The sequence below is a fragment of the Mycobacterium sp. genome, assembly GCF_032159775.1.
Taxonomy (GTDB): Bacteria; Actinomycetota; Actinomycetes; order Mycobacteriales; family Mycobacteriaceae; genus Mycobacterium.
Map to the genome: position 1 here is coordinate 19,306 of NZ_JAVHWK010000128.1, position 26,496 is coordinate 45,801.

25 protein-coding genes are annotated in these 26,496 nt (G+C 65.2%); 16 read left to right on the forward strand and 9 right to left on the reverse strand.

What is annotated here, in order from left to right:
- The first annotated feature begins 18 nt into the window (after positions 1-18).
- Genes fabG through QOJ24_RS16120 form a run of 4 tightly spaced genes read left to right on the forward strand, consistent with a single transcriptional unit; the run spans position 19 to position 3,845 of the window.
- Complete coding sequence (gene fabG, locus QOJ24_RS16105) at positions 19-768, forward strand: 3-oxoacyl-ACP reductase FabG (protein ID WP_526262908.1); 750 nt, start codon at positions 19-21, stop codon at positions 766-768.
- Complete coding sequence (locus tag QOJ24_RS16110) at positions 765-1,985, forward strand: thiolase family protein (RefSeq protein ID WP_526262910.1); 1,221 nt, start codon at positions 765-767, stop codon at positions 1,983-1,985. The genes fabG and QOJ24_RS16110 overlap by 4 nt, the downstream gene beginning before the upstream one ends.
- Positions 1,982-3,175, forward strand: coding sequence for an acyl-CoA dehydrogenase family protein (locus QOJ24_RS16115; protein ID WP_526262912.1), 1,194 nt, complete (start codon positions 1,982-1,984; stop codon positions 3,173-3,175). Before QOJ24_RS16110 ends, QOJ24_RS16115 begins: the two co-directional genes overlap by 4 nt.
- 1 nt (position 3,176) lies before the next feature.
- The gene (locus QOJ24_RS16120; protein ID WP_526262914.1) at positions 3,177-3,845 is read left to right on the forward strand and encodes a GntR family transcriptional regulator; all 669 of its coding nucleotides are present in this window, start codon (positions 3,177-3,179) and stop codon (positions 3,843-3,845) included.
- Here the strand turns inward: QOJ24_RS16120 and QOJ24_RS16125 are convergent.
- Genes QOJ24_RS16125 through QOJ24_RS16150 form a run of 6 tightly spaced genes read right to left on the reverse strand, consistent with a single transcriptional unit; the run spans position 3,838 to position 10,689 of the window.
- Positions 3,838-5,343: a class I adenylate-forming enzyme family protein gene (locus tag QOJ24_RS16125; RefSeq protein ID WP_526262916.1), complete on the reverse strand. Its 1,506-nt coding sequence runs from the start codon at positions 5,341-5,343 to the stop codon at positions 3,838-3,840. The two genes, QOJ24_RS16120 and QOJ24_RS16125, sit on opposite strands and share 8 nt — an antisense overlap.
- Positions 5,336-6,817: a class I adenylate-forming enzyme family protein gene (locus QOJ24_RS16130; protein WP_526262918.1), complete on the reverse strand. Its 1,482-nt coding sequence runs from the start codon at positions 6,815-6,817 to the stop codon at positions 5,336-5,338. Before QOJ24_RS16130 ends, QOJ24_RS16125 begins: the two co-directional genes overlap by 8 nt.
- Positions 6,807-8,249, reverse strand: coding sequence for a class I adenylate-forming enzyme family protein (locus QOJ24_RS16135; RefSeq protein ID WP_526262920.1), 1,443 nt, complete (start codon positions 8,247-8,249; stop codon positions 6,807-6,809). Before QOJ24_RS16135 ends, QOJ24_RS16130 begins: the two co-directional genes overlap by 11 nt.
- On the reverse strand, positions 8,249-9,037 hold the full coding sequence (locus QOJ24_RS16140) for an enoyl-CoA hydratase/isomerase family protein (RefSeq protein WP_526262922.1): 789 nt from the start codon (positions 9,035-9,037) through the stop codon (positions 8,249-8,251). Before QOJ24_RS16140 ends, QOJ24_RS16135 begins: the two co-directional genes overlap by 1 nt.
- Entirely contained in the window at positions 9,034-9,846 is an 813-nt protein-coding gene (locus QOJ24_RS16145; RefSeq protein WP_526262924.1) for an enoyl-CoA hydratase/isomerase family protein, read from the reverse strand. The genes QOJ24_RS16140 and QOJ24_RS16145 overlap by 4 nt, the downstream gene beginning before the upstream one ends.
- Before the next feature lie 30 nt (positions 9,847-9,876).
- Positions 9,877-10,689, reverse strand: coding sequence for an enoyl-CoA hydratase/isomerase family protein (locus QOJ24_RS16150; RefSeq protein WP_526262926.1), 813 nt, complete (start codon positions 10,687-10,689; stop codon positions 9,877-9,879).
- 88 nt (positions 10,690-10,777) lie between these two features.
- Between QOJ24_RS16150 and QOJ24_RS16155 the strand changes: the two genes are divergently transcribed.
- From QOJ24_RS16155 to QOJ24_RS16170, 4 genes are all read left to right on the forward strand, one after another.
- A complete protein-coding gene (locus tag QOJ24_RS16155) occupies positions 10,778-11,428 on the forward strand; it encodes a hotdog fold domain-containing protein (RefSeq protein ID WP_526262928.1) in 651 nt (216 codons plus the stop codon).
- Between the two features lie 4 nt (positions 11,429-11,432).
- Entirely contained in the window at positions 11,433-12,179 is a 747-nt protein-coding gene (locus tag QOJ24_RS16160; protein ID WP_526262930.1) for a FadR/GntR family transcriptional regulator, read from the forward strand.
- Positions 12,180-12,192: 13 nt separating this feature from the next.
- On the forward strand, positions 12,193-13,068 hold the full coding sequence (locus QOJ24_RS16165) for an enoyl-CoA hydratase/isomerase family protein (protein WP_526262932.1): 876 nt from the start codon (positions 12,193-12,195) through the stop codon (positions 13,066-13,068).
- A gap of 79 nt (positions 13,069-13,147) precedes the next feature.
- Positions 13,148-14,323 (forward strand): thiolase family protein, encoded by a 1,176-nt coding sequence (locus QOJ24_RS16170; protein ID WP_526262934.1) that lies wholly within the window; start codon positions 13,148-13,150, stop codon positions 14,321-14,323.
- 48 nt (positions 14,324-14,371) lie between these two features.
- Here QOJ24_RS16170 and QOJ24_RS16175 read toward each other — a convergent pair whose 3' ends face one another.
- Positions 14,372-15,115 (reverse strand): TetR/AcrR family transcriptional regulator, encoded by a 744-nt coding sequence (locus tag QOJ24_RS16175; protein ID WP_526262936.1) that lies wholly within the window; start codon positions 15,113-15,115, stop codon positions 14,372-14,374.
- 118 nt (positions 15,116-15,233) lie between these two features.
- Here QOJ24_RS16175 and QOJ24_RS16180 point away from each other — a divergent pair, with 118 nt between their 5' ends.
- From QOJ24_RS16180 to QOJ24_RS16215, 8 genes are read left to right on the forward strand one after another with little or no spacing between them, the layout of a single operon-like run.
- Positions 15,234-16,241 carry a dihydrodipicolinate synthase family protein gene (locus QOJ24_RS16180; protein WP_526262938.1) on the forward strand — a complete coding sequence of 336 codons (1,008 nt, stop codon included), beginning with the start codon at positions 15,234-15,236 and terminating at the stop codon, positions 16,239-16,241.
- A gap of 50 nt (positions 16,242-16,291) precedes the next feature.
- The gene (locus QOJ24_RS16185; RefSeq protein ID WP_526262940.1) at positions 16,292-17,104 is read left to right on the forward strand and encodes an enoyl-CoA hydratase; all 813 of its coding nucleotides are present in this window, start codon (positions 16,292-16,294) and stop codon (positions 17,102-17,104) included.
- Entirely contained in the window at positions 17,101-18,303 is a 1,203-nt protein-coding gene (locus QOJ24_RS16190; protein WP_526262942.1) for an amidohydrolase family protein, read from the forward strand. The genes QOJ24_RS16185 and QOJ24_RS16190 overlap by 4 nt, the downstream gene beginning before the upstream one ends.
- 26 nt (positions 18,304-18,329) lie before the next feature.
- A complete protein-coding gene (locus QOJ24_RS16195; RefSeq protein ID WP_526262944.1) occupies positions 18,330-19,949 on the forward strand; it encodes an AMP-binding protein in 1,620 nt (539 codons plus the stop codon).
- Positions 19,946-20,782: an amidohydrolase family protein gene (locus tag QOJ24_RS16200; RefSeq protein WP_526262946.1), complete on the forward strand. Its 837-nt coding sequence runs from the start codon at positions 19,946-19,948 to the stop codon at positions 20,780-20,782. Before QOJ24_RS16195 ends, QOJ24_RS16200 begins: the two co-directional genes overlap by 4 nt.
- 2 nt (positions 20,783-20,784) lie before the next feature.
- A complete protein-coding gene (locus tag QOJ24_RS16205; RefSeq protein WP_526262947.1) occupies positions 20,785-21,828 on the forward strand; it encodes an acyl-CoA dehydrogenase family protein in 1,044 nt (347 codons plus the stop codon).
- Positions 21,828-23,024 carry an acyl-CoA dehydrogenase family protein gene (locus QOJ24_RS16210; protein ID WP_526262949.1) on the forward strand — a complete coding sequence of 399 codons (1,197 nt, stop codon included), beginning with the start codon at positions 21,828-21,830 and terminating at the stop codon, positions 23,022-23,024. Before QOJ24_RS16205 ends, QOJ24_RS16210 begins: the two co-directional genes overlap by 1 nt.
- Positions 23,021-24,031, forward strand: coding sequence for an NAD-dependent epimerase/dehydratase family protein (locus QOJ24_RS16215; RefSeq protein ID WP_526262951.1), 1,011 nt, complete (start codon positions 23,021-23,023; stop codon positions 24,029-24,031). The genes QOJ24_RS16210 and QOJ24_RS16215 overlap by 4 nt, the downstream gene beginning before the upstream one ends.
- Here QOJ24_RS16215 and QOJ24_RS16220 read toward each other — a convergent pair.
- On the reverse strand, positions 24,028-25,173 hold the full coding sequence (locus QOJ24_RS16220; protein ID WP_526262953.1) for a thiolase family protein: 1,146 nt from the start codon (positions 25,171-25,173) through the stop codon (positions 24,028-24,030). The genes QOJ24_RS16215 and QOJ24_RS16220 overlap by 4 nt on opposite strands.
- A 103-nt stretch (positions 25,174-25,276) precedes the next feature.
- Positions 25,277-26,491 carry a CaiB/BaiF CoA transferase family protein gene (locus QOJ24_RS16225; RefSeq protein WP_526263071.1) on the reverse strand — a complete coding sequence of 405 codons (1,215 nt, stop codon included), beginning with the start codon at positions 26,489-26,491 and terminating at the stop codon, positions 25,277-25,279.
- Positions 26,492-26,496 lie beyond the last annotated feature (5 nt).

The following is a 26,496-nucleotide window of genomic DNA, read 5'->3' on the forward strand; positions in this document are numbered from 1 at the left end:
CCGAGAACGAGCGTGAGGATGGGTGATCAGGTGTCATTGCTGACAGATCGGACAGCGGTCGTCACCGGGGGTGCGCAGGGCTTGGGTTATGCGATCGCCGAGCTCTTCATCGCCGAGGGCGCCCACGTGGTACTCGGTGATCTCGACCTCGCCGCGACGGAATCCGCCGCCGAGCAGCTAGGCTCCGATGCCGCGTTGGCTGTCCGCTGCGACGTGACAATGGCCGATGAGGTCGACGGGTTGGTCCGCGCGGCGGTCGAACACTTCGGCGGCATCGACATCATGGTCAACAACGCGGGGATCACCCGCGACGCGACGATTCGCAAGATGACCGAGGACCAATTCGATCAGGTCATCGCGGTGCACCTGAAAGGCACCTGGAACGGGACGAAGTCCGCCGCAGCGATCATGCGCGAGAACAATCGTGGAGCGATCGTGAACATGTCGTCGATCTCGGGCAAGGTCGGATTGGTCGGCCAGACGAACTACTCGGCGGCCAAGGCGGGCATCGTCGGCTTGACAAAGGCCGCCGCCAAGGAGCTGGCCCACCTCGGGGTGCGGGTCAACGCGATACAGCCGGGTCTGATCAGATCGGCGATGACCGAGGCGATGCCGCAACACATTTGGGACCAGAAGCTGGCCGAGGTGCCGATGGGCCGGGCAGGCGAACCCGCCGAAGTCGCCAAGGTCGCCCTGTTTCTGGCGAGCGATCTGTCGTCGTACATGACGGGAACCGTCCTCGAGGTCACCGGAGGTCGTCACATATGACGACCCGTGAGGCGGTGATCTGTGAGCCGGTACGCACACCGATCGGACGCTACGGCGGCATGTTCGCATCGCTGACAGCGGTCGATCTCGGGGTGACGGCGTTGAAGGGCCTGCTGGACCGGACCGGCATCGCGCCCGACGTGGTCGACGATGTGATTCTCGGCCACTGCTATCCGAACAGCGAGGCGCCCGCGATCGGACGCGTGGTCGCGCTGGACGCCGGCCTGCCGGTGACCGTGCCCGGTATGCAGGTCGACCGGCGCTGTGGGTCGGGTCTGCAGGCGGTCATCCAGGCCTGCATGCAGGTCAGCACCGGAAGCGACGACCTCGTCGTGGCAGGCGGCGCGGAAAGCATGACGAATGTCGCCTTCTACTCGACGGACATGCGTTGGGGTGGAGGGAGATCCGGTGTGAAGGTGCACGACGGGCTGGCGCGCGGGCGAACCACCGCGGGCGGGGCGCGCTATCCGGTGCCCGGCGGCATGCTCGAGACCGCCGAGAATTTGCGCCGCCAGTACGGCATCGCGCGCCGTGAACAGGACGAGCTGGCGGTCGCATCGCATCAGCGAGCCGTCGCCGCGGAGAAGGACGGCATTCTCGCCGAGGAGATCATCCCGGTCACCGTGCGGACGCGCCAGGGCGAGCAGGTCATCGATACCGACGAGCATCCCCGCGCCGAGACTTCTGTCGAATCGCTGGCCAAGCTGAAGCCCGTTCTCGGCAAGGAGGATCCAGACGCCACCGTTACGGCGGGCAACGCCAGCGGCCAGAACGATGCCGCATCGATGTGCATCGTGACCACACCGGAGAAAGCGGCCGAACTTGGGCTGAACCCCCTTGTCCGGCTGGTCTCGTGGGGGTCGGCCGGGGTTGCGCCCGACATCATGGGCATCGGACCGGTGCCTGCAACCGAAGTCGCGCTCGACAGGGCGGCCCTTCAACTGAGCGACATCGATCTCATCGAGCTGAACGAGGCATTCGCGGCGCAAGCGCTCGCGGTGATGCGGGAGTGGGGGTTCACCGACGCCGACCGCGAGCGGACGAATGTGCACGGGTCGGGGATTTCGCTCGGTCACCCGGTTGGCGCCACCGGCGGTCGGATGCTCGCCACGTTGGCCCGAGAACTGAGTCGGCGCGGGGCCCGGTATGGGCTGGAAACCATGTGTATCGGTGGCGGGCAGGGCCTGGCCGCCGTCTTCGAAAGGGTTGGCGCATGAGCAGAATCGCTCAAACGCTGGGGTTGACGGAGTTTCAGACCGAGATCGTCGCGAACGTGCGGCGCTTCGTCGACAAGGAGGTCATTCCCAACGCCCAGGAGCTCGAGCACGCCGACGCCTACCCGCAGGACATCGTCGACCAGATGCGCGAGATGGGGCTGTTCGGCTTGATGATCCCGGAGGAGTACGGGGGCCTCGGCGAGTCGTTGCTGACCTACGCGCTGTGCGTCGAGGAGCTGGCCCGCGGCTGGATGAGCGTCTCCGGGGTGATCAATACCCACTTCATCGTGGCCTACATGCTGCGTCAACACGGAACAGAGGAACAGAAGCAGCGGTTCCTGCCCAGGATGGCCACAGGGGAGACCCGTGGCGCGTTCTCGATGTCCGAGCCGGAACTCGGGTCCGATGTCGCGGCGATCCGAACCCGCGCCAGGCACAACGACGACGGCACCTACACCATCGACGGCCAGAAGATGTGGCTCACCAACGGTGGCAGCTCGACACTGGTGGCGGTGCTGGTGCGTACCGACGAAGGCGCCGAGAAGCCGCACCGCAACCTGACGGCCTTCCTTGTCGAAAAGCCAACCGGCTTCGGGGAAGTGGCGCCGGGCCTGCTGATCCCCGGCAAGATCGACAAGCTCGGGTACAAGGGAATCGACACCACGGAGCTGATCTTCGACGGCTACGTTGCCCAGGCCGGTGACATCCTCGGTGAAGCGCCCGGCCAGGGGTTCTTCCAGATGATGGACGGCATCGAGGTCGGCAGGGTGAACGTGTCGGCACGGGCGTGCGGCGTCGGCATCCGCGCATTCGAGCTGGCCGTCAGGTACGCCCAGCAGCGCCAAACCTTCGGCAAGCCGATCGCCGAGCATCAGGCCATTGCGTTCCAGCTGGCCGAAATGGCAACGAAAGTCGAAGCGGCTCATCTGATGATGGTCAACGCCGCCAGACTCAAGGATTCCGGCGAACGCAACGACGTCGCCGCGGGCATGGCGAAGTATCTGGCCAGCGAGTTCTGCTCGGAGGTCACCCAGCAGAGCTTCCGCATCCACGGCGGCTACGGATACTCCAAGGAGTACGAGATCGAGCGGCTGATGCGCGACGCCCCGTTTCTATTGATCGGCGAAGGCACCAGCGAGATCCAGAAGAACATCATCAGCAAGCGACTGCTCGCCGATTACCGGATCTGATGTGACTGTTCCCGAGTTCGCCACGCGTCCACAGCTTTCCGAGGCGGTGGCGCGGTACGTCCGCAATCGAGTCTTCGACGGGACTTACGCGGCGGGTGAGTATGTACGGCTCGACCAGTTGGCGGCCGAGCTGGGAATCAGTGTGACGCCGGTCCGTGAGGCGCTTTTCCAACTGCGCGCCGAAGGCCTGCTCGACCAGAAGCTGCATCGCGGATTCGTGGTGCTGCCGGTGACGCGCCGCGACATCACCGACGTGTCCGATGTGCAGGCCCACATCGGGGGAGAGCTTGCCGCCAGAGCCGCCGCGAACATCACCGACGACCAGGTGCACGAGCTGGAATCGATTCAGGCACAGCTCGAATCTGCGTACGCCGTCGATGACCACGAGCGGGCGGTTCGACTCAACCACGAGTTTCATCGCGCCATCAACGTCGCCGCCGACTCACCCAAGCTCTCGCAGCTGATGTCCCAGATCACCCGCTACGCACCCGAATCGGTGTTTCCGGTCGTCGAGGGCTGGCCGAAGCGATCGATGAGAGATCACCGGCGGGTGGTCGCCGCGCTGGCCAAACGCAACGCCGAGCAGGCCCGCGCCGCGATGTCCGAACATCTTTCCGCGGGCGCCACGCCGCTGATCAACCACCTCCGACAACGAGGTGTAGTCAGCTGATCATCTGTTTCAGCGCCGCGATGTCGACCTTGCCGGTGGCGCCCCGCGGTATCGCGTCATCGGAGTCGACGAGCAGCCATACTGTCGGAACCTTGAAGGAGCTCAGTAGCTTTCGCGCTTCCGCCCGGAGCCGATCGACCGAACCGTCGGCTATCACGACGGCGCCCACTGCGCCCGACACGTCGGTGACGAATGCGTTCCGGACCCCGTCAATGCCGCGCAGAGCCTGCTCGACCTCGCTCGGATAGACGGTGGCGCCGCTGACCTTGAACATGTCATCGGATCTGCCGTGGTAAAACATGAAGCCGTCGTCGTCGAGGTGTCCGAGGTCGCCCGTGGGGTAGAAGCCGTCGGCGGTGAACACCTCTTCTCGACTGCGACGGCAGATGCCGCGCAGTGTGTTCGGTCCGCGGATCTGGATCATGCCGACCGCCCCCGCAGGCACGGATTCGCCGGTGTCGGGATCCACGATGCGGACTTCGGTGCCCGCGAACGGTTTACCGCAACTGCCCCATGCTGATCGTGGCATGTCGGTATCGGCGGGGTAGCCGCAGTAGGGGCCGAACGCCTCCGTCATGCCGAACAGCCTGGCCCGCGCGCCCGGCGCAGCCCGCTGATCGAGCGGCAGCAGCGCCTCCAGGCTGCCGGGCCGTAGTGCGGAGAGGTCGGCGTCGACCGCCTCCAACTGTCGGGCGAGGGCTTGCGCTTGGTCGGGCCAGCCGCGGAACAACGTCACCCCTTCACGCTCCAACAGCCGAAGCGTGCTTTCCGGCTGCGGAATCTCCTCGGTGACCAGTGTCGCTCCTGCCAGCAGCACCGACAGGATGCCACTTCCGAAGCCGCCGACCCAGAAGAACGGCATGGGCAGATACAGGCGGGTATCGGCATCGATGCACCGCGCCTCGAGTCCGGACTGCACGGCCCCCAGCGCGCTGCCGTGCGAGTGGACGACACCTTTGGGCGGTCCGCTGCTGCCCGAAGTGAACATGACGACCAGTTTGTCGGCTGCGGTGACGGTTGCCGCGACGGCGTCGACGGTCGCTGTGGTCGCTTCACTGGGTCGCGGGAGCTGGTCGGGTGTCCAGACACCGCTCAGCGCAGGCAGATCCGCCGCGGACTGAGTCACGGACTTCAGCTCGTCGAGAAAGCGGTGCCCGCGGAACTGCTCGACCGCGACCAGATATTGCACAGATGCGACCCGTAGTTGTGCGACGAGTTCCGGCGGCGCCAGCAGGGTGCTGAGCGGGACGAGCACCGCGCCGATACGTGTGAGCGCGATTGCGGTCCGTACCCAGGCGGTGCCGTTGGGCATGATGAGCCCGACGCGGGTGCCCTTCGTCACCCCCGCTTCCAGGAAGGCGGCGGCCGTCGCGTGCGTGTGCTGGTCGAGTTCGGCGAAGGTGATGCGGTTGACCGGGTCGATGACCACCGGCTTCGCCGGATACTGGGCGGCGCGGCGCCGGACCAGTTCATCGATGGTTGAGGGTGACTCATTCATCGAACACCGTCGCGAGCCGGCTCATGTCTACCTTGCCGCTGGACAGCACGGGTATCTGTGCAGGCGCCACGGCGACGATCCGCCTCGGGATCTTGTAGGCGGAGATCTCCCGTTTCAGTTCCTGTCGGAGCGCCGAGAGGTCGACGTCGCCATCGGTGGCTATCACGGCCGCCACCTGTTGCCCGCGCTCTGCGTCGGGGATACCGATCACGTAGGCGGTCTTGCCGGTTGCCTTGGCGATCGCACGCTCGACCTCGGCGGGTGCGACATTGGCGCCTGCGGTCTTGATCATCGATCCGAGGCGACCGACGAAGTACACGAAGCCATCCCGGTCGACCCGCACCAGATCGCCGGTGCGGAACCAGCCGTCGGCATCGAAGCACTCCTCACGGCTGCGCTTGTAGTAGCACTGCATCACGAACGGCCCGCGGATGCACAGCTCGCCGTTGTCGTCGACCTTGGTCTCGAATCCAGGTGCGGGCTTTCCGAACGACCCACGTCGATGCTCGGGTTGGTCGGACTCGTCGGCGCTGATCGTGATGACACTGCCCGCCTCGGTCATACCGAGCATCGTGTGCCTGCGCTCTGGATCGGCAGGCCGCACTTCGGCGGCCATGATGGGATACAGATTGCCGCGGCGCATGGACGACAGATCGCGTCGTGGAAGGCTGCGATCACGCGCGAGGTGCACGATTCCTGCGACGAAACCATTTGTCAAGGTCGGCTTTTCGGCTTCCAGCAGGTCGAGCGTTTCGCTCGAGTCGACAGCGTTGGAGCAGATGAGGGTGGCGCCGGCGAGCAGGGTCGCCAGGACCGCGAACGCGATACCGCCGATCCAGAAGAACGGCGAATTGCAGAACAGCCGGTCGTCGGCGGTGAGGCTGCGAATCTCGTTGAGTACCCTCTGGTGTTCGAGCAGGGACGAATGGGTGTGCACAACCCCTTTCGGAGCGGCAGTGGAGCCCGATGTGTACACGATTGCCAGAGTGTCGGATGGGTCGACGTCGTCCTCCATCGCCTCGAGCAATGCGTCATCTGCCATGTCGAGCAACTCGGCGTCGATGAGTACATGACGCAGCAGGGGGACGGCTGAGCGCTCGACGGCCGCCAGCCGTTCGCGATAGTCGTGATGGCGGTAGGACGCCGTCGCGAGGAGGATCTCGATGTCGGCGTGCGCGAGTTGGGTCGTCACCTCGGATGAGGTGGCAAACGTCGAGAAGGGCACCACCACCGCGCCGATGCGTGCCGCCGCCAGCATCGCGATCAACCACTCCGTCCCGTTCGGGTAGAGCAGGCCGACGTGACTGCCTTTACCCGCGCCAAGGGCCATCAGGCCGCGGGCAAGGTCGGCCGACCGGCGTTCGGCATCGGCGTAGCTGATGCGGTCGGCGTCGCAGACCAGCAGCGGATGCGTGCCTCGCAAGGCCGCCTTCCGTCTTAGTAATCTTCCGACGGTCTGCGTTTCAGCCAGCACGGATCGCGCTCAGATCCGGCTTGCCGGACGGTGTCCGGGGGATGGCGTCGACGATCGCGATCTCGGTGGGAATCTCGTAGCGGGCAAGCCGGTTTCGCAGAAACTGCATCAACTCGTCGGCGTCGGCGGTCGCGGATTCCCTCAGCTCCACGACTGCCACAGGCGTCTCCCCGAGACGGTCGTCGGGCCTTCCGACCACGGCCGCGCCCTGCACGGCGGGATGGCTCTCCAGTGCAGCGCGCACATCGTCGGGCATCACCTTGAAGCCGCCGCGGATGATCGCCTGGTCGGCGCGACCCAGGATCCACAGGAAACCGTCTTCGTCGATTCGGGCCACGTCGGTGGTCCGCATCCAATCCGTCGACGGCCCCAGCTGTCCCGGTTTCACCTCGAGCAGCCCCGGCAAGCCTTGGCCCAGCGGGTTGCCGTCGTCGTCGACCACCCGGAGTTGCGCGCCGGGGTTGGCGCGTCCCACACTGCCCCGTTTGACCCGCCAGTACTTCTGGTGATCGGACAGTGTCCAGCCTGCGACACCACCGCCGAATTCGGTTGCGGCATAGGATGTCAGGACGGGGATACCGAACTTTTCGCAGAACGCGTCGGCGTCCTCCGCCGAAAGCGGCGCGGTGCCCGACGTGACGACGCTTACGCCGTCGAGGTCCTCGCGGCGCAGCGAGGAGTGCAGCACCATCCGGAGTGCGGTAGGCACCAGAGACACCGCTCGGGGTCGGTGCCTACGCACCGCGGCCGCCCACTCGTGGAGGTCGAACCGGTCCAGCAACGCGAACGGCCTTGCCTCTGCGACGCATTGCAGCACCCGGAACACGCCGCCGATGTGCACCAACGGTGCGTTGACGATCGCGACACCGCTTCGGACTTCTTTCGGTGTCTGAGCCAGTTCCGGTGCCAGACCCATCACGCTGCGCGCCAGCATGTCGTAGGTGAGATCGATCCGTTTCGGCGGACCGGTGGTGCCGCTGGTCAACATGCGCACCGCTACGCCGGGTCTCGGCGCAGCGCGATCCGCGCCCGCCACCCCCGGCTCCGGCTCGGCGGCGAGCGTGGATATGGATATCACCGTCGAGCCGGAGTCCGGCCCCACCAGTGCCGTCAGATCCTCGGCCCCGCCGATGATCACGGGCAGTTCCAGCGCAGCGATGTCGGCCCTCGTTCGTTCGTCACCACGGGACGGGTTGATCACGACCACCGTGCCGCCTGCCAGCAGGACGCCGAGGAAGGCGCCGACATGGGCGGGTCGGTTGCGCAGCAGCATGCCGACCTGGCCGCGGCCGTCCACCAGAGACGCGGTACGGCGAGCCAGTGCGCCGACCTGACCATAGGTGGACCACTGCCCGTCGTACTCGATCGCCGACGCGTGCGGGGCGATGTCGAGCACCTCGGCGATACGCTGCCGCAACGGGTGGTCGGTCATCACCGGATCCGTGGCTCGGACTTCTCCGGCCCGCCCCGTTGCGTGAGTTCGGCGGTACCGATCGGGTTTCCCAGCCGCGTATAGATCAGATTCTGCTCGAGCGCGGCCCGGTAGGGCTTGTCCAACGACTCCCAGATCGCCTTCACCGTGCCCTGCGTCGCCGCGGGTGGCTTGGCGGCTATCGTCGCCGCGATGGCGTGTGCGCGGGCCCAGAGCGCCTCGCGCGGGACCACCTCGGACACCAGCCCGATCCGAAGGGCGGTGTCGGCTCCAACCCGTTCGTCGTTGCCCATCAACGCTATTCGCAGGGTCTCGGCCAAACCGACTCGGCGCATCAGTCCGATCGGCTCCAGGGCGCAGACCAGACCCGCCGAAACGTGCGAGTCGAAGAACGTGGCGTCCTGCGAGCAGATCACGACATCTGACTCGTTGACGAAGTAGAACGCGCCTGCGGTGCAGATACCGTGAACGGCGCAGACGACGGGCTTCCACACCTTCTGCCATTTGGGACTCAGCGGCTCGCCGGGATCCTCGTGATTCCACACGTTGTCGGGCTGTCCGTAGGACGCCTTGATGTCGAGGCCCGCGCTGAACGCCCGATCGCCGGCCGCCCGCAGAACCACGGCGTGCACCGCGTCATCGAGCTTCACGATGCGCCAGGCGCGCGACATCTCCTCGCACATGGTCCGGTTGAACGCGTTGAGCGCGTCGGGCCGGTTCAACGTGATGGTGGCGACGTGGTCGTCGACATCGACGTCGAGAAGGATGGTTTGGAAGCTCTCGGTCATCGGCACTGCCAGACTGGTGAGCGCTTCTCCACGAATGCCCTCGGGCCTTCCAGTGAATCCTCGGTGTGCAGATTGCGCTCCCTGAAGGCTTCGGCAAGGATCTCGCCGTCGTGCAGCGGCAGGTCCAGCGTCTTGTGAATGGCCAGCCGGGTGCCCCGAACCGCCAGCGGGGCATTCGAGTTCACCATGTCGGCGATTTCGTGTGCCCGCTCGAGAAGGCTGTCATGGGCGACGACTTCGCTGATCATTCCCAGTTCGTACGCCCGGTGCGCGTCCATCCGCTCGTGCTTGCCGGTCAATGCCATTCGCAGTGCGACATTGCGGGGCAGGACGCGCGCCAGCCTGACCATCTCTCGCCCGGCGACCAGGCCGATGCTGACGTGCGGATCGAAGAAAGTGGCCGCCTCGGATGCGATGACGATGTCGCCGGTGGTGACCCAGTCGAGGCCCGCGCCGCAGCAGATTCCGTTGATCGCCGCCAACACCGGTTTCGCCATCCGGCGAAACGGAGGGGTGCCCTCCTGGGGCGCCTCCCACTGGTCGTAGGTGGACAGATAGGGGCGCTCGTTGATCACCTTGCCGTCCTCGGGGATCTGCTTCGCGTCCGCGCCTGTGCAGAACGCGCGGCCAGCGCCGGTGACGATGAGAAGCCAGACTTTGTTGTCGTTTTCGGCCTCGTCGTAAGCATCGCGCAACTCGGTGATCATGAAGGGGCTGAGCGCGTTCAGAGCGTCGGGGCGGTTCAAGGTGATGGTGGCCTTGTGCCCATCGACCTCGTATCTGATGGTGTCGTAGGACTTAGTGGCCATCGGTGGTCCCCTCGTCGAGTCGCTCGTCGGTCATCGGCCGTCGAACTCCGGTGTGCGTCGTTCCCGGAACGCGGCCAGGCCTTCCTTGAAATCCGATGTCCGGCAGGACAGCTCAAGATTGAACAGCTCCTGGTTCAATGTCTGCGGCAATGTCGCGTGCTGACCGTAGTGAACTGCGTGCTTGGCCAGCCCGACCGCGACCGTCGGCGACGCGGCGAGCCGGGCCAGCAGTTCCTCGGCGGCCTGGTCCAGACCTGCTGCATCGACGGCGTCGTGGATCAGTCCCCAGTCTGCGGCGTCGGCTGCCGTCACCTTCTCGCCGAGCAGCAGCATCCGCCTCGCTCGCGCCAGACCCACCAGCCTTGGCAGAAGCCATGTCGCGCCGGAGTCCGGGCTGAAGCCCCTTGTCACGAATGGCTCCCAGAACACCGCGTCGGCAGCGGCCACCGTGAAGTCGGCGGCCAGCGCCAGGTTGCAGCCGAGGCCGACCGCCCAGCCTCGCACGGCACACACCACGGGAAGGTGGATGGCGGCGATGAGCTCAACGAGCCTGTGCGACGTGTGGGGGATGCGACGGACCAGGCCGCCGGTGCGTGGCCGCTGTCCGCCGGAATTGGCGGCGACCCAGTCGGCGCCCGCACAGAAGTCGTCGCCCTCGCCGCGAATGTGGATGGCTCGCAACGAGTCGTCGGCTGCGGCGTCGGTCAACGCCCCGACGAGTTCGTCGACCATCGAATCACTCAACGAGTTGCGTCGGGCCGGACGATCGAGTGTGAGCCGCAGGATCGGGCCGTCCCGTCGCACAGTCACCACACCGTCAGCGGAGGCGACCTCTTGGCTCACCGTCGGGTCCCTTCCCGAGCCGTATACGGATACCCATACAGTATGGTAGACCACTACTATCCTATACAAGATAGAAAGGAAAGCCGGGATGGCCGACGGGGACAGCGCTCGGTTCGGCGAGCAGCCGCTCGCTCAGACCGTCGCCGCCGCGGGCGCGCTGCGGCGCCTCGCGGGTCAGTTGCTGTCGCTGGAACATCCCCACCCCGTGGTCGACGCCGTGATCGACCGGCTCGGCGAATGGGAGAGCGAACTGGCGGGTGCGGTGGCACCGGACGCCACCCCGCGGATCGGTGAGGACGGCGCGGACACCCAGCGGGTCTACCTTGCGCACGCGTTCGACATCGGCGCGTTCAACCCCTGCTTTCCCGAATACGAATTCGACCGCATCGATGCGCAGACGGCGGCGGGCCGGGTCACTTTCCCTGTCGTTTACGAGGGGCCGCCTGGCCTGGTGCACGGCGGTTTCCTCGCGGTGTTCTTCGACTGCGTGATCCAGCACCAGAACTGCGCCACCGAGTTGTCGGGCAAGACCCGGTCGCTGAACGTGAAGTTCCGCAGGCCGACGCCCATCCTCACCGAGCTTGTTTTCGACATCACCCGCACGCAGGAGGATCGGGGTGTGACGTCGACGGCCCGGCTGGTGCTCGACGACGAGGTGCTGTGCATCGGTGAGGCCACCACGCTCGCGCTCTCACCGGAGCAGCTCACCGGATTTCACTTCGGCAGGCGACGGGCCTGACCCGATGGATTTGCAGGGGATTCGGCAGCCGCGCGTCGCAGAGATCGTGGCGTCGCGGCTGCGCGACGAGATCCTGTCCGGGCGCCTGAAAGAGGGCGACGTGCTGCCGTCGCAGGAAAGCCTCTTCCAGCAGTTCGGCGTCAGCCCGCCCGCGCTGCGGGAGGCCATCCACATCCTGGAGATCGACGGCCTGATCTCGGTCCGGCGCGGCAACGTCGGGGGAGCGGTGGTCCACCTGCCGTCGGCGGTGCGGACCGCGCAGATGATCAGCATGGTGCTGCAGACGCGAGGCTCGACACCCGCGGATGTCAGTGATGCGCTGCTGCACCTCGAACCGATCTGCGCTGGAATGTGTGCCTCGCGGGCGGATCGACTGACCGAGGTGGTGCCGTATCTTCAGGCCGAAATCGATCTTCAGACAGAACAATTCGACGACGTGTCGGTGTACGTGCCGAACGCCAGGCGGTTCCACGAAGCCCTGGTGTCCCGCTGCGGCAACGAACCGATGATTCTGTTGATCGGTTCGCTCGAGCTGGTCTGGTCGGCCCATGAGTCATCGATCTGGAGCGATGACGACGTGAACCACAAGACGATGCGAGCCGCACTGCGCGACCATCAGCGGCTGCTGGACGCCATCCGTGACGGCAATGCTTCACGCGCGGTACGACTGGCCGAAGATCATCTCGCCGCGGCCCGGCGCACCACCCTTGCCGTCGGCACCGGCAAAACCATTGAAGCCAAACTGATTTAGAGGAGTCCGGGATATGACCGCTTCACGTGACGACCGCGTTCTGTTCGACGTCGATGCGGACAACCGGATCGCGACGATCACCCTGAACAATCCCGAGCGGCGCAACTCCTACGACGCTGCGATGCGCGAAACCGTCGGACGCTGCCTGGATCGCGTCGCCGAAGACGACGACATCACCGTGGTGCTGCTGCGCGGTGTCGACGGAGTATTCAGCACCGGTGCGGACATGAACAACGCCTACGGTTGGTACGGCGATGAGCGCGGTGATGCCACGAAGGGTCGGCCGAGCCAGCGTCGACGGCTCACGGTCGACCGCAAGTCATTCGGCTTCTACCACAATTTGATGGGCTTTCCGAAGGTCACCGTCGGCGAGATAAGCGGCTATGCGCTGGGCGGTGGTTTCGAGATGGCGTTGATGACCGATATCTCCGTCATCGCCCGCGACACCAAGATCGGTATGCCCGCCACCCGCTTTCTCGGGCCCGCGCTGGGCAGCCTGCACATGTTCTTCCACCGCCTCGGCCCTGTGCTGGCCCGTCGGATGCTGTTGACGGGCGACACCATCGAGGCCGGCGACATCGAGCATCTGGGTGTCTTCACCGACACGTGCGAGCCGTCCAAGGTCACGGTACGGGCCAGGTACTGGGCGGAGAAAGCGGCCAAAATGCCCGCCGACGGCGTCGTCATCGCCAAGGAGGCGTTCCGCCTGGTCGAACAGAGCCAGGCCTACCAAGGCGAGGAGGTGGCGAGCTACCTGTTCCACGCGTATGGGACGAACCTGCAGTTCGCGCCCGGCGAGTTCAACTTCGTCAAGACGAGGGCGGCACACGGCACCAAGGAGGCGTTCCGCCTGCGTGACGAGCATTTCCACGTGCCCGAGCCGCAGTGAGCGCGGTCACATACGGATAGCAATACAGTATCTGCTATTTTTGTAAAGTCGTTACCGCCAAAAGCTGAGGTCAAAGAACATGGGCACACCCGTTATCGTCGGCGCTGCCAGGACAGCGATCGGCCGGTCCTTCAAGGGCACGCTGGTCAACACCACCCCGGAAACCTTGATCACCACGGTGCTCCCCGAGGTCGTCCGTCGGTCCGGCGTGGACCCGGCCGCGTTCGACGACATCATCGTCGCCGAATCGCACTACGGCGGCGGCGATCTCGCCCGCTATGCGGCCACCGCGACCGGTATGGACGGCGTCCCGGGTCAGTCGGTGAACCGGCACTGCGCGGGCAGCCTGACCGCCATCGGCAACGCGGCCGCGCAGATCGGCTCCGGCATGGAGCGTGCGTTGGTCGCGGGCGGGGTGCAGTCGCTTTCGATGACGCCTCTGACGAACTGGCGCATCCCCGGTCCCGAGCTGAAGTTCGAGGAGCGCTGGATGCCGCCGACGCACGTCGAGACGCCGGACGCGCCCGCCAAGGACATGTCGATCACGGTCGGCTGGAACACTGCGCAGTCGGTCGGCATCACCCGCGAGGAGATGGACGCTTGGGCCGCGCGGTCGCATCAGCGCGCGATCGGCGCGATCGACGCAGGCAAGTTCACAGACGAGATCATCCCGCTGAAGGTGCAACAGTTCGACGGATCGGTGGTCGATTTCAGCGTCGACGAACACCCACGCCGCGACACCACCGTCGAGAAGCTGGCCGGACTGAAGGTGCTTCACCCCGAGATCGAGGGCTTCTCGATCACCGCGGGCAACAGCAGCGGAACCAACGACGCCGCGGCCGCGGTCGCCCTCGTCGACAGTGATTACGCCGCCGCGGAGAATCTGACCAAGATGGGCACCGTGAAGGCATGGGCAGCAGCAGGTGTCGCGCCGCGTGACTGCGGACTCGGCGCCGTGAAGGTGATCGGCAAGGTGCTCGACCGGGCAGGCCTCAAGCCGTCGGACGTCGCGCTGTGGGAGATCAACGAGGCCTTCGCCTCGGTGCCGATCGCGGCATGCCGCGAATACGGGCTGGACGAGGAGCTGGTCAACTTCTTCGGAAGCGGCTGCAGCCTCGGCCACCCCATCGCGGCATCGGGTGCGCGGATGGTCACCACACTCGTCTACGAACTGCAGCGGCGCGGCGGTGGCATCGGTGTCGCCGCGATGTGCGCTGGCGGCGGGCAGGGCGGCGCCGTCGTCATCGAGGTCTAGCGATTTCGGCGCGCTAATCGACGCTGAGCGCACGTGAGCGCGCCGAAATCACTGTTTGCGGGCGGCCCTCTTCGCGGGCTTGGCCGACTTGCTGGTCGTCTCGATCAGTCGCTCGGCATGCTCGAGGATGCACTCGAGGCCGTAGTCGAAATTGAAATCGTCTGCGGCGCCGATGCGGTGGCCCTTCGCCGTCGCCTGCGCCAGCAGCGGCGCCGTCGCGGGGTCGACGACCATCGTCTCCTCGAAGTCGCCGGGCCCGTCGTCCGCCGATCGGTTCTTGTCGTAGAGCCGCTGCAGCACAACCGATCCACGCACATGCACCGACACTGCTGAGTAGGTCTCGAAGGCGTCCTCCGGCGACAGTCCGGCCTCGGCGAGGCTTTCGATCGCCTTCTCGACGGCGGCGACGCCGAGTTTGGCCGCGCGCGGGCTCAGCGCCGACCGAATGAGAATCAGGTCGCAGAGAATCGGGTTGCCGAGGAACGTCTTTCGCATTGTGCGTGCGTGGTTGGCCAGTGTCTCGCGCCAATCCTTGGCCTCGACATAGGGTGTCGCGAACACGTACTGCTTGAGTGCGCGGTCCGTCATCGCGTTGAGCAGGTCGTCCTTCTTGCGGAAGTACCAGTAGATGCTGGTCACCCCGACGCCGAGGTGCTTGCCCAACAACGGCATGCTGAGATTGTCGATGCCGACGTCCTCCGCGAGCTCGAATGCACCCTTGATGATGTCGTCGGGATTGATGGACCCGCGTTCGCGCCGCTGACGCTTCTCCGCGGTTGCCTGCTTGGCCACGAAGGGGCACCTCCATCTTGTTTCGCCCAACTACTGTAAGACCTATAGTAAGCTTTTCCAGCAGCATTTGGGCGCAGGCATCGGGCGACGTGTCTGAAGGGGTGCGACGGGAGGCGGCATGGCGACAGCTCGCGACGCGCGCGACTGGGCACGCGCGGGTCTGCACGGAATCGGCAACAGCCTTTACACGCCGTTCAGTGGTAGGGACGGCGACGAAATCGACTGGGATGCCTACCGCACACTGGTGCGCTACTGCGTCGGCGAACTCAAGCACCCGATGCTGTGGTGTACAAGCGGAATCGCGGAGTTCTGGTCTCTGACACTCGGCGAGCGAAAGCTGTTGCTGGAGATCGCAATCGAGGAAGGCCGCAGGGCCGATCCCGATGTCGTGATCCAGGCCTGCACCGCCGCGATGTCCGCCAAGGACTGCCTCGAGCTGACGCAGCACGCGCAACAGGCCGGTGCCGACATCGTCTACATCCAGACGCCCATGATGGAAGCGCACGGCGGCGAAGGCGTGCTGAACTTCTTCCGCTACATCGCGGACCGCACCGACATCGCGCTGGGGATGTTCAACTCGCCGTCGTCGGGCTACGTTTTGACTCCCGCCGAGAGTGCGCGGATCTATTCCGAGATTCCGGCCGTCTGTGCGACGAAAGAGGGCGCATTCCGGCCCACGAGCAGCCGTCTGCTGCACGACCTCGCCCCGGATCTGACGATCTGGGAGTGTGACCTCACCGTCTACCGGGCGGGCTGGCTGCGCGCGGGGATCGTCGGCCCCGCGCAACTCGGCACCGCCGGCTATCTCTACGAGACTCCGGGGCAGCCGATCATTTCCGAGTACTGGGAACTCGTCTGGAACGACAGATTGATCGAGGCGATGGATTACGCCGAGAAATCCGGACTGGACCAGTTCGGCAGCGACATGGCGTCGTGGTTCACCTGCTATCCCGGCCGGCCGGATTACTTCACCCACTGGGGTGGGGCGTTCAAGTACGCGGCGTCGGTGCTCGGTCTGCCCATCGGCGACTACCCCCATTCGCGCCCCCCGCAAGCCACGTTCCCTGCCGAGGGTCGAACGCAGATCGACGCTGCGTATCGGCGGTACGGACTGGTCTCCGGCTGACCACGCAAGCGGTTGCGGAAGGCGCTACCGAAAGGTGTACAGTAAGTGCCGTGAGTACTGATGACCCGGTCCTCTATGAGCTGCGTGACAGCGGGGTTGCGGTACTGACGTTCAACCGTCCCGAAAGGATGAACGGTTGGGGCGGCGGCCTCGCGGCGAAGTTCTACGCACTCCTCGACCTGGCCGAGGCCGATGCCGACGTGCGGGCGATCGTCGTCACCGGCGCAGGCCGGGCGTTCTGCGCGGGTGCCGACATGGGTGACCTGTCGTCGATCGAGAAGGCCAACACCAACGGCGAGACCGACATCTCCACGCTGGTCGGTGAATGCCATCCGCATTTCGTTGCGACACTGCGCAAGCCGGTCATCGCCGCGATCAACGGCGCGTGCGCGGGCATCGGGCTGACCCAGGCGCTGATGTGCGACGTCCGATTCGCGGCCGCGGGCGCCAAGTTCACCACCTCGTTCGCGCGCCGCGGCCTGATCGCGGAATACGGCATCAGCTGGATACTTCCGCGAGTCGTCGGATGGGGTGTTGCGATGGACCTGCTGCTTTCCGGCGGCGTGTTCCTTGCCGAAGAGGCAGCGGCACTCGGTCTCGTCAAAGAGGTCGTGCCGCCCGACGAGCTGCTGCCCAGGGCGATCGGCTACGCGGAGGACATCGCGGCGAACTGCGCGCCGGGTTCTCTGGCGGTGATCAAGCAACAGGTGTACGCAGACACCATGCGCGATGTGTTCGAGGCCAGCGAGCACGCTGAGAAGCTGATGGGTGATTCCATGCAACGTCCCGACTTCATCGAGGGAATCACGGCATTCTTCGAAAAGCGCACACCGAACTTCCCGCCGCTGGAGGTGGCCCCATGACGCTGGATTACCGCGCGATAGACGTCGACAACCATTACTACGAGCCGATCGACTCGTGCACCCGCCACCTGCCCAAGGAGTTTAAGCGCCGCGGCGTGCAGATGCTGACGGAGGGCAAGCGCACGTTCGCGGTGATGGGTGGCGTCGTCAACCACTTCATCCCGAACCCGACGTTCGATCCGATCATCGAGCCGGGCTGTCTCGATCTCCTGTTCCGCGGTGAGATTCCTGAAGGTGTCGACCCCGCGTCGCTGATGAAAGTCGATCGGCTGGCCGACCATCCCGAGTACCAGAACCGCGATGCCCGGGCGAAGATCCTGGACAGGCAGAACCTGGAAACCGTGTTCATGCTGCCGACGTTCGCCTGCGGTGTCGAGGAAGCGCTCAAGCACGACATCGACGCGACCATGGCGACGGTGCATGCCTTCAACCAGTGGCTGGACGAGGACTGGGGCTTCGATCGTCCCGACCACCGATTCCTTTCGGCCCCTATCATCTCTCTTGCTGACCCCGAAAAGGCCGTCGAGGAAGTCGAATTCGTGTTAGGCCGAGGAGCGAAGATCGTCTGCGTACGACCCGCACCGGTGCCCGGCGTCGTCAAGCCCAGGTCGCTTGGCGACCCGCTGCACGACCCCGTGTGGGCCCGGCTGGCCGAAGCGGGCGTTCCGGTCGTCTTTCACCTCTCCGACAGCGGTTACCTCGCGATCGCGGCGCTGTGGGGTGGCAAGGCGACGTTCGAGGGATTCGGCAAGAAAGATCCGCTCGACCAGGTGCTGCTCGACGACCGCGCCATCCACGACGCGATGGCGTCGATGATCGTCCACCAGGTCTTCACCCGGCACCCGAAGCTCAAGGTCGCCAGCATCGAGAACGGCTCCTACTTCGTGTACCGCCTGATCAAGCGGTTGAAGAAGGCCGCAAACACCGCGCCGTATCACTTCAAGGAAGACCCGGTCGAGCAGCTTCAGAACAACGTCTGGATCGCGCCCTACTACGAGGACGATGTGAAGCTGCTTGCCGCGACCATCGGTGTGGACAAAATCCTGTTCGGCTCGGACTGGCCACACGGTGAAGGGCTCGCCGACCCGATGTCATTCACCGCCGACATTCCGCAGTTCCCGGAGTTCAGCGACGTCGACACCCGAAAGGTCATGCGGGACAACGCCCTCGAGCTGCTTGGCGTGAACGTTTCGGCATGACACGGTGGACGTGAGGAGCACCGAGCGTGCCTGAGTGGACCATCGGCGATGTCGTCGACGCCATCGCCGACGTCATTCCCGACCGCGCGATGACGGTCTGCGGTGATCGCCGGACCACCTACGGTGAGATGGCGCAACGCACTCGCCGGCTGGCGAACTTCCTTTCCGACAACGGGTTCGGCGTCCACCGCGAACGCGACGACCTGAACAACTGGGAGTGCGGCCAGGACCGCGTTGCGTTGATCATGTACAACGACCGCTACCCCGAGATGGTTGTCGGTTGCCTGAAGGCCCGCGCGACACCGGTCAACGTCAACCACCACTACACGCCGCGCGAAGTCGCCGACCTACTGGAGTACGTAAAACCACGGGCCGTCATCTTTCACCGCGCCCTCGGCACGAAGTTCGCCGACGTGCTCGGAGAACTGGGCGCCGACCTCCTGATCACGGTTGACGACGGCAGCAACGGCGCGGAAATTCCTGGGTCCATTCAATTGGACGATGCTGTGGCGCAGGGTGATCCGGAACGCCGCATCGCGGCGTCGCCGGACGACGTCATCATGTACTGCACAGGCGGCACGACCGGCAGGCCGAAGGGTGTGCTGTGGCGACAGAGTGACACCTATGTGTCGTCGATGGTGGGCGCCGACCACGATTCGCCGACCGAGATCCACGACAGGGTGCGCCGCAACGACGGCGCGCCATGGTTCGCAGTATCTCCGCTGATGCACGCGGCCGGTCTGTGGACGGTGTTCTCCGGGACGCTGGCCGGACTGCCGGTGGTCCTCTACGACGACCGGACCAAGTTCGACCCGCCGCTTGTATGGCGGACCGCAGAGCGCGAAAAGGTCGGCATGATGACGATGGTGGGAGACGCTTATGCGGCGCCACTCGTCGAGGAACTCAACCGCACCGGTTACGAGTTGTCGTCGCTTTATGCCATCGGAACGGGCGGTGCCGCAACCAATCCCAAGCACGTGAGCGCACTCCTGGAGAAATTGCCCCAGCTGACGATCATCAACGGCTACGGCTCCTCGGAGACCGGCAACATGGGGTTCGGGCACAATCAACGGGGATCACACCGGGAGACCTTCGACCTGCGTGAAGGTGGTGCCGTCGTGTCGGACGACATGACAAGATTCGTCCAGCCCGGCGAGCCGGAGGTGGGCTGGGTGGTGCGCACGGGCCGGATACCTCTGGGCTACTTCGACGATGCCGATGCGACCCGCAAGACGTTCCCCGTCGTGGACGGCAAGCGCGTCGTGGTGTCGGGCGATCGTGCATCGCTGGAGGCAGACGGAACGCTACGCCTGCACGGGCGCGACTCACTGGTGATCAACACCGGAGGGGAGAAGGTCTTCGTCGAGGAGGTCGAGGCGATACTGCGGGCGTGTGCCGGAGTCGCCGACGCACTTGTGGTCGGGCGCGATAGCGACAGATGGGGACAGGAGATCGTGGCACTCGTGGAAACCCGTTCAGATGCGACCGTCGACGCGGAGTCACTGCGCGCGGAGTGCATCGAAAACCTCGCCCGGTTCAAGGCGCCCAAGGAGTTCGTCTTCGTCGAGAAGGTGCGCCGCCTCGGCAACGGGAAAGCCGACTACAGGTGGGCCAAGAACCAAGCGACACAGCGGGCGCTGACATGACACACACAGCAATCGACTGCCTTGTCAACGTGCACTTCGGCGAAACCGAACAGCAACCGACCTGGATGCTCAAGGTGCGCGACGACTATTTCAAGGGTCCGGAGGCGATGTTCGCCCCGGTCGATCTGTCCGAACTGCTCGACGAAATGGACGAGCAGGGGGTGGCCAAGGCGATTTTGATGGACAACCTCGCCAAGCCGTCGGTCACCGCACGCAAGTTCGTGGAATCACGGCCCGACCGGTTCACATTGGCGATGGGCGGCATAAACCTGCTCAAGCCGATGCCTTCACTACGGGAGCTGACTGCCGTCGTCAGTGACCTTCCGGTAGCGTATGCCGTTGTCGGGCCCAGCTTCTGGGGTGACGGCCAGTACCCGCCCAGCGATGCGGTCTACTATCCGCTCTACACCAAGTGTGCCGAGATCGAGTTGCCGTTGTGCATCAACACCGGCCTGCCGGGGCCGCCGATTCCCGGCGAGGCACAGAACCCGATCCACCTCGACCGGGTGTGCGTCCGGTTTCCGGAGCTGAAGCTGTGCATGATCCACGGTGCGGATCCGTGGTGGGACATCGCAATCCGGCTGTTGATCAAATACCAGAACCTGCGGTTGATGACGTCCGCCTGGTCACCCAAGCGGCTACCCGAAAGTCTCCTGCACTTCATGCGCACCCGGGGCAAGGACAAAGTGATCTACGCGTCCGACTGGCCGGTGTTGCGAATGCGGCGCGTAGTGCCCGAAGCGGCCGCGCTGGATCTGCCCCCCGACGTGTTGGACAACTATCTCTACAACAACGCGCAGAGATTCTTCTTCTCCGGAGAACAGGAAAACTGACGATGGACCGGTACGAGTTGCGCAGGCTGGACTACAGCCTGTCCGAGGACCACCTCGCGATCCAGGGGGCATACAAACAGTTCTTAAAGACACATTGTCCGATCGAGACCGTGCGCGCCGCGCAGGAATCCGGCTTCGACAAGAGTCTGTGGGAGCGGCTCTGCGCGATGGGTGCGACGACGATGGCGTTGCCCGAGTCGGCCGGTGGGGATGGTGCCACGCTGGTCGACCTGACGCTGGTCGCCGAGGAGATCGGCCGGTCGCTGGCGCCGGTCCCGTGGATCGACCATGTGTGTGCTTCGCGCCTGCTGTCACGGCTGGGCGCAGTGGACTCCGATCTCGTCACCGGTAAGGAACTCGCCGCGTTCGATCCGCAGCACGAGAGCGTGTCGGGGGTCCGCCTGATCCCGACCGGCTCGATCGCCGATCGGATCCTGGTGCGCGACGGCGACGACATCGTCGCGCTGACGTTCGGCACCCGGCCGGTCAAGGTCGACAACATCGGCAAGCTGCCGATGGCCTGGGTCGACCCCGCGACGGCCGATTCCAGCACGGTCATCGCAAGCGGAGTCGAGGCGTTGGCGGAATACCAACGGGCGCTGGACGAGTGGCGGGTGCTGTCGGCGGCAGCGCTGGTCGGCCTCGTCGAGGAGACGATGACGATCGCGGCTGAGTTCGCCAAGAATCGGTATACGCTCGGGGTCCCGATCTCCACGCTGCAGGCGATCTCGCATCCGCTCGCCAACATCGCGATCACCGTTGCCGGCGGACGCAACCTGACGCGTCGCGCGGCATGGTTCCTCGACAACGAACCAGACGAACGCCGGGAGCTCGCCCCGTCGGCGTTCGTGTTCATGGCTGAGGAGGCGTCCAAGGCCGCGACCATGGCCGTGCAGGTGCAGGGCGGGCTGGGTGTGAGTGCGGAGGCGGCCGCGACCGCGTATCTGGTTCGGGCCCGTGGATGGGCGTTGGCAGGCGGCGATCCCGGCGCGAGTGCGAAGTACATCGCCGAGATCGTCGCGGCACGCGAGAGCGGGGGAGCCTGATGGATTTCTCGCGCGTCGAACTGTCCGACGAGGACGAAGCCTTCCTGCACGAGTCCCGCGACTTTTTGAGCGAGCTTGTCACCGACGAGGTTCTTCGCCGTGACCGCGAAACCGGTGACAACTTCGACGAGGGCGTGCACCTGGCGCTCGGCGAAGCCGGATACCTCACCCGCGAGTGGAAGCCTGAAAGCGAAGGCGGATTCAGCCGTGTTCGCAACCGCATCTGGCAACTGGAGAAGCGCAGGGCGCATGTGCCGTGGGTGACCTTCGGCACCACCGCGATGATCGCCCGGTCGTTGGAGAAGTTCGGCTCGCCGGAACTCAAGGCCGAGGTCATGCCGAGGGTCTTCAACGGCCAGGTGCGGCTGTGTCTCGGCTACACCGAACCCGAGGGCGGCTCCGACGTCGCCACGTGCAAGACCCGCGCGGTGCGCGACGGCGACTCATGGGTCATCAACGGGTCCAAGATGTTCACCACCGGCGCCCACAATTGTCAATACGTCTTCCTCATCACCAATACCGACCCTGACGCGCCGAAACACAAGAGCCTCACCATGTTCCTGGTCCCCCTGGACTCACCGGGAATCGAGATCCAGGGCATCCGGACCGTCGACGGTGACCGGACGAATATCGTGTACTACAGCGATGTGCGCGTCGACGACAAGTACCGGCTCGGCGAGGTGAACGACGGTTGGACGGTGGTTCGTGAACCGCTCAACGTCGAGCACGGAGCGGTCGAAGCGGCCTCCGACGGTCTCGCGGACGTGTCGATCATGATGCACCAGGCCGGATTCATGGCCACCGCCGTGGATAAGGCCGCCGCCAAGATCGCCGAGGAACGTCGCGACGGCCGCAGGCTCATCGACGACGGCTCGGTGGCATACCGCCTGGGTCGCAGCATCGCTCGGATGGAGGCGTCGCTTTCGGCGACGAGCATCTTCGGGCGGGTGGCGCTCGCGCAGACGATGCGCGACATCTCACCGGACCTGATGGACATCCTGGGCACCCCCGCGTCGTTGCCGGTCGGAACCGACGGTGCCGCCGACGACGGTGCCGCCGAATACGTCTACCGATTCGCACCGCTGGTCGGCATTTACGGCGGGACACTCGAAGTGTTCCGCAACATGATCGCGCAGTATGTGCTCGGCCTCGGCAAGCCCAACTATTCGCCGCCGCTGCAGAAGAGAGTCTCGTGACCCCGCAACCGGCGCGGCGGCGAGTCCTCGTGATGGGCGCCAGCGGCTTCGTCGGCTCACACGTCACTCGCAAGCTGGTCGAGCGCGGTGACGATGTGCGGGTGTATCTGCGCAAGTCCAGCAACACAGTGGCCATCGACGACCTCGACGTCGAACGCGCCTATGGCGACCTGCGCGACGACGTGGCGTTGCGCGCGGCCATGGCCGATCGGGACGTGGTCTTCTACTGCATCGTCGACACGCGCTTCTACCTGCGCGACCCGGCGCCGTTGTTCGAAACGAACGTCGAGAGCCTGCGTCGCGTGCTGGACATTGCGGTCGAGGTAAACCTGGACAAGTTCGTGTTCTGCAGCACGATCGGCACCATCGCTATCGCCGAGGATGGCGAATCCGCAACAGAAGACATGCCGTTCAACTGGGAGGGTGTCGGCGGTGCCTATATCGAGTCGCGCCGCCAGGCCGAAAGTCTGGTGCTGGAATACGCCCGCACCAAGGAGCTGCCCGCCGTTGCGATGTGCGTGTCCAATCCGTACGGACCACTCGATTGGCAGCCTCATCAAGGCCTGATGGTCAAGGCGGCGGCGCTGGGAAGGATGCCGGTATACGTCAAGGACGTATGCACCGAAGTCGTCGGTATCGAAGACGTGGCGGAAGCCTTCCTGCTCGCCGCCGAGCGCGGACGCAACGGTGAGCGTTACATCATTTCCGAAAGCTTCATGCCCATGCGGCAGATGCTCACGACGGCGGCGTCGGCGGTCGGCGCGAGACCGCCCCGGGTCGGTGTGCCGCTGGCGATGCTCTACGTTGTCGGCTGGATCATGGGTACGGCGAGTCGAGTTCTGCGACGCAATCTTCCGATGAACGTGACCGGAGTCAAGCTGCTGCACATCATGTCGGCCGCCGACCACGGCAAGGCGACACGCGAACTCGGATGGCAGCCCCGCCCGACGACCGAGTCGATCAAGCGGGCGGCGCAGTTCTACGTCGAGACGGCTTCGCGGCCTTAGAGGGTCACGATCGTGGCAGCGGCGGTGCCAGGCGCACCGTAGAGCTGAGCGAACCCGACCCTGGGCTGCCCCGGCACCTGGCGATCGCCTGCCTCCCCGCGCAACTGCCGCACCAGCTCATGAATCTGGCGCAGGCCGGATGCGCCGATCGGCTCACCGTTGGCGATCAGGCCGCCGTCGGTGTTCACCGGCATCGGGCCATGGATCTCGGTAGCGCCGTCGGCCAGCAGCTTTTCCTGATCGCCGTGATCACAGAACCCGCATTCGGCCATGTGGATGATCTCGGCGCCCGCATCGGTGTCCTGCAGCTGGATGACATCGACATCATCTGGTGCCACGCTTGCCTTTTCGAAAGCGGCCTTGGCGGCGTACACCGTCGGGGCCACGTCTTCGGTGACCGGAGCGAATGTCGTGTTCACCTCATACGCGCCGTATTTGCGGGTGCGGACCTCGACGGCACGCAGATACACCGGCTTCGACGTGTAGCGGTGCGCGATATCGGCGCGGCACATGACGACCGCGGCGGCCCCTTCGTCGGGAGCACAGAACATGTACTGAGTCAGGGGATAGTTGAGCATCGTCGAGTTGAGGATGTCTTCTTCGGCAATGGGGTTGCGCCGAAACGCGTTCGGGTTCAGCGCGCCGTTGCGGAAGTTCTTGGCGGCGACCTTGGCAAGTGTCGCCTGCGAGATGCCGTGGTCGTGCAGGTAGCGGTTGGCTTTCATGCCGAAGAACTGGGTGGTGAGGTACTGGCCGTTCTCCGCGTACCAGGCCGGCATCCCGACGAGTGCGGGATCCTCGGTGAACGCGCCGCGTGGATGCTTGTCCAGGCCGACGGCGATGCCGATTTGGTAGTCGCCGAGCCGGATGCCGTCTGCGCATGCCTTGGCCGCGCTCGCCGCGGTGGCGCAGGCGTTGAAGACGTTGGTGAACGGGATGCCCGAAAGCCCGACCATGCCGACGATCGCGTCCGGGTTGGCCACTGTCCAGCTCCCGCCGGTGGCGAACTGGACGTCCTTCCACTCGACGCCGGCGTCGGCTACTGCCGCGAAAATGGCGTCGACACCCATCTCCATCGCCGACTTGCCCTCAAACCGGCCGAACGGGTGCAGCCCCACGCCGATGATCGCAACGTCATTCATCGCGACTTCCTTTCTGGTCACGCGTCTGGTTCGCGAAACGGAATTCCAGCACCCCTGCACTCGCACTTCCGGTGCTGGAATTCCGTTTCGCGGGAGTCATGACCTAGGCGATCGCGCCGGAGTTCTTGAGCTCTTCGATACGGTCCCAATCCATCCCGAGCTCCATCAGCACAATTTCGGTGTGCTCGGACGCCTGTGGCGCACGCGTCGTCTCCAGCGGCTCGTGGTTGAACTGAATCGGGCCGCGCACCACCTTGAACGGTGCTCCGCCGCCGGCCGCCTCGACCTCGACGATCATGTCGTTGGCGATCGCCTGCTCGTCGCTCGTGAGGTCCATGAAGCTCTGGAACGGTGCCCATTGGCCCCGCATCGTCTTGAGGTGCTGCCGCCAGTACTCGAAGGGCTTGCTGCGGATCGACTCAGCGATGAGTTCGGCTGCCGCCGCGGCGTTCTCGATCAGCGGCATGACGTCGGAGAAGCGTGGATCATCGGCCAATTCCGGAAGACCCAGATGTTCGAATGCGTCGCGGATGTAGCCAGTCGGGCTGACGATGCAGAGGTTGATCGTGCCGCCATCGGAGGTCAGGTAGTTGGCCATGAAGGGATTGACACTGGGCCCTGTGGCATTGGGCATCATCGACCGCATCGTCTCGCCGGTCTCCATGCCCTGGGTCATGCTGGCGCCCCCGGCCCACCACGCCGTACTCAGAAGCGAGACATCGATCTCGACGGCCTCACCGGTCCGCTCACGGTGGAAAAGGGCAGCCGAGATGCCGCCCGCGATGTTCATGCCGCCAATCGAGTCGCCGAACGCCGGGATGCCCTGCGCCAGTGCGCCGCCCAACTCCTCGGGGGTCAGCGCGTGGCCGACGCCGCTACGCGTCCAGAACGCGGTGCCGTCGAAGCCGCCGGTGTCACGCTCGGAACCCTTGTCGCCGTAGGCGCTTCCGCGGGCGTAGATGATGTCGGGGTTCGCCGCGCGGATGTGCTCGATGTCGAACTTGTTCTTCTGCCGCTGTGCAGGCATGTAGTTGGTCAAGAAGACATCGGAGACCTTGGCGATCTCGTACAGCACTTCCTGCCCGCCCGGGGTCGAGACGTCGATCCCGACGCTGCGCTTGCCACGGTTCGGATGCTCGATCAGCGGATGTCGATCCGGGTCCAGCTGGAAGCCGCCCATGTTGATGAACCCGCGCTGGGTATCGCCCCGCACCGGGTGTTCCACCTTGATGACGTCGGCACCCCAGTCGGCGAGGATCGCTCCTGCCGCGGGAACGAAGGTGAACTGCGCAACCTCGAGGACGCGTACGCCGTCCATCACCT